1 protein-coding gene and 1 pseudogene are annotated in these 1,315 nt (G+C 62.7%); both read right to left on the bottom strand.

The window, feature by feature from the left end; all coding sequences use genetic code 11:
- Window positions 1–319 (bottom strand): annotated as a pseudogene (locus tag EOA79_RS33985) (glycosyltransferase family 1 protein); the annotation flags it as partial.
- A 38-nt stretch (window positions 320–357) separates the two neighbouring features.
- Window positions 358–1,315: ATP-binding protein (locus EOA79_RS32085; RefSeq protein WP_128293695.1), on the bottom strand; the 958-nt coding region annotated here is incomplete at its 5' end.

Genomic DNA, 1,315 nt, shown 5'->3' with positions numbered 1-1,315 from the left:
GGTAAGTCGGCAGCGGCAAGGTGCGGAAGATGTTCGGCGTCAGAAAATCGACCTGGACTTCGAAGGATTTCAGCGTTTCGGTAAGCCGCTCCAGCGTGTGAACCACGCCGTTGACCTGCGGTCGCCATGCATCGGTGACCATCAGGATTCGCATGGCGACCCTTCGCACAGATTCTTGGGCGCGCCGGCACGATGGCGGAACGGCAGCCAGGCTGCAGCTCGCGCTTCGCTCCAGCGCACCCGGGCGGGTGCGGGATCGAAGCGGGGCGGCATGGCCGAATCGATAAAGGTCGCGCGCTTCATGCGCGCTCTTGACCATGATTTCATGACGGGGGGATGAAGACCGTCTTTGTCCGACTAAGCCGGCACCTTGATCACGGCTCGCAAACCGCCCAGCGGGCTGTCTTCAAGCATGATGTCGCCGCCATGGGTTCGGGCGATGTCGCGGGCGATCGACAGACCAAGGCCGGTGCCGCTGGCATCGAGATTACGCGCTTCGTCGAGCCGCAGGAATGGCTTGAACACTTCTTCGCGCTTGTCCGGCGCGATGCCGGGACCATCATCGTCGATGGTGACGGTCAGCGAGCCGCGGCCGTGATTGGCATGGACCTCGACCGTCTTGGCATATCGGAAGGCATTGCCGATCACGTTGGACATCAACCTGGCAAAGGCGTTCGGCCGCACATGCACGGTCGGATCGCCGGTCAGTGTCGTCGACAGCTTGCATTTGCGCAGTTGCGCTTCCTCGCTAAGCTTCTGGAAATAGGCACCGAGATCGAAGCGGCCGGTGTCTTCTGCCGCCTCGCCGCGGGCAAAGGAGAGATAGCCCTCCAGCATCGACTGCATGTCGTCGATATCCTGGTTCAGCGCGGCCTTGGTCTCGGCCTTGCCGCCGGCCAGGGCCAGCTGCAACTTGAAGCGGGTCAGAATGGTCCTGAGATCATGGCTGACGCCGGTCAGCATGGCGGTACGCTGCTCGATCTGGCGCTCGATGCGCTCGCGCATCTGGATGAAGGCGAAGCCGGCGCGGCGCACTTCCTCCGCGCCGCGCGGACGGAAATCGCGCGGCATCGGCCGGCCCTTGCCGAAGCTCTCGGCGGCTTCGGCCAATGTCAGGATCGGCCTTATTTGATTGCGCAGGAAGGGGATGGCGATCATCAAGAGCACCAGCGAGGTGCCGACCATCCAGATCAGGAAGATATGGGTGTTTGAGGCATAAGCCTGGCTGCGACGCACGAAGACGCGCAGCACCTTGCCTTCGAGCTGGACGCGGACCTCGACGACATTGGAGTTGCCGACCGTGTCGATCCAAAAG

The organism is Mesorhizobium sp. M1A.F.Ca.IN.020.03.2.1, assembly GCF_004023205.1.
In the GTDB taxonomy this organism is placed as follows: domain Bacteria; phylum Pseudomonadota; class Alphaproteobacteria; order Rhizobiales; family Rhizobiaceae; genus Mesorhizobium.
The sequence above is the reverse complement of the archived record's forward strand: the minus strand, read 5'-3'. Positions and strand labels throughout refer to the sequence as shown.